Genomic DNA, 247 nt, shown 5'->3' with positions numbered 1-247 from the left:
ACGCACAATTGGACGGACATGCGGCTGGGAAATGCTCACAATCCGGTGGTCAATCCGATGTGTTTTCTTTTTGTACATTTCTGCCTGTTGGCGGTAAAGTTCATGAATCACGAGGAGTTGCCGGTATTCATCTTTGCTCAAAAGAGACAGGGAGCTTTGGGTAACAAGATTTCCAATGATCTCCAAATCCCGTTTCACATATCCAAGTTGTTTGCCGACAGCTTTCCGGATTTTTCGGGCTCCAGCT

At 46.6% G+C, this 247-nt stretch carries 1 pseudogene; it reads right to left on the bottom strand.

Annotated elements, in window-relative coordinates:
• Positions 1-247: pseudogene (locus RYX56_RS24350) on the bottom strand (IS5/IS1182 family transposase); the annotation flags it as partial.

The organism is Alkalihalophilus lindianensis, from assembly GCF_032843265.1.
In the GTDB taxonomy this organism is placed as follows: domain Bacteria; phylum Bacillota; class Bacilli; order Bacillales; family Bacillaceae_D; genus Alkalihalophilus; species Alkalihalophilus lindianensis.
This window is presented reverse-complemented; position numbering and strand designations above follow the sequence as displayed.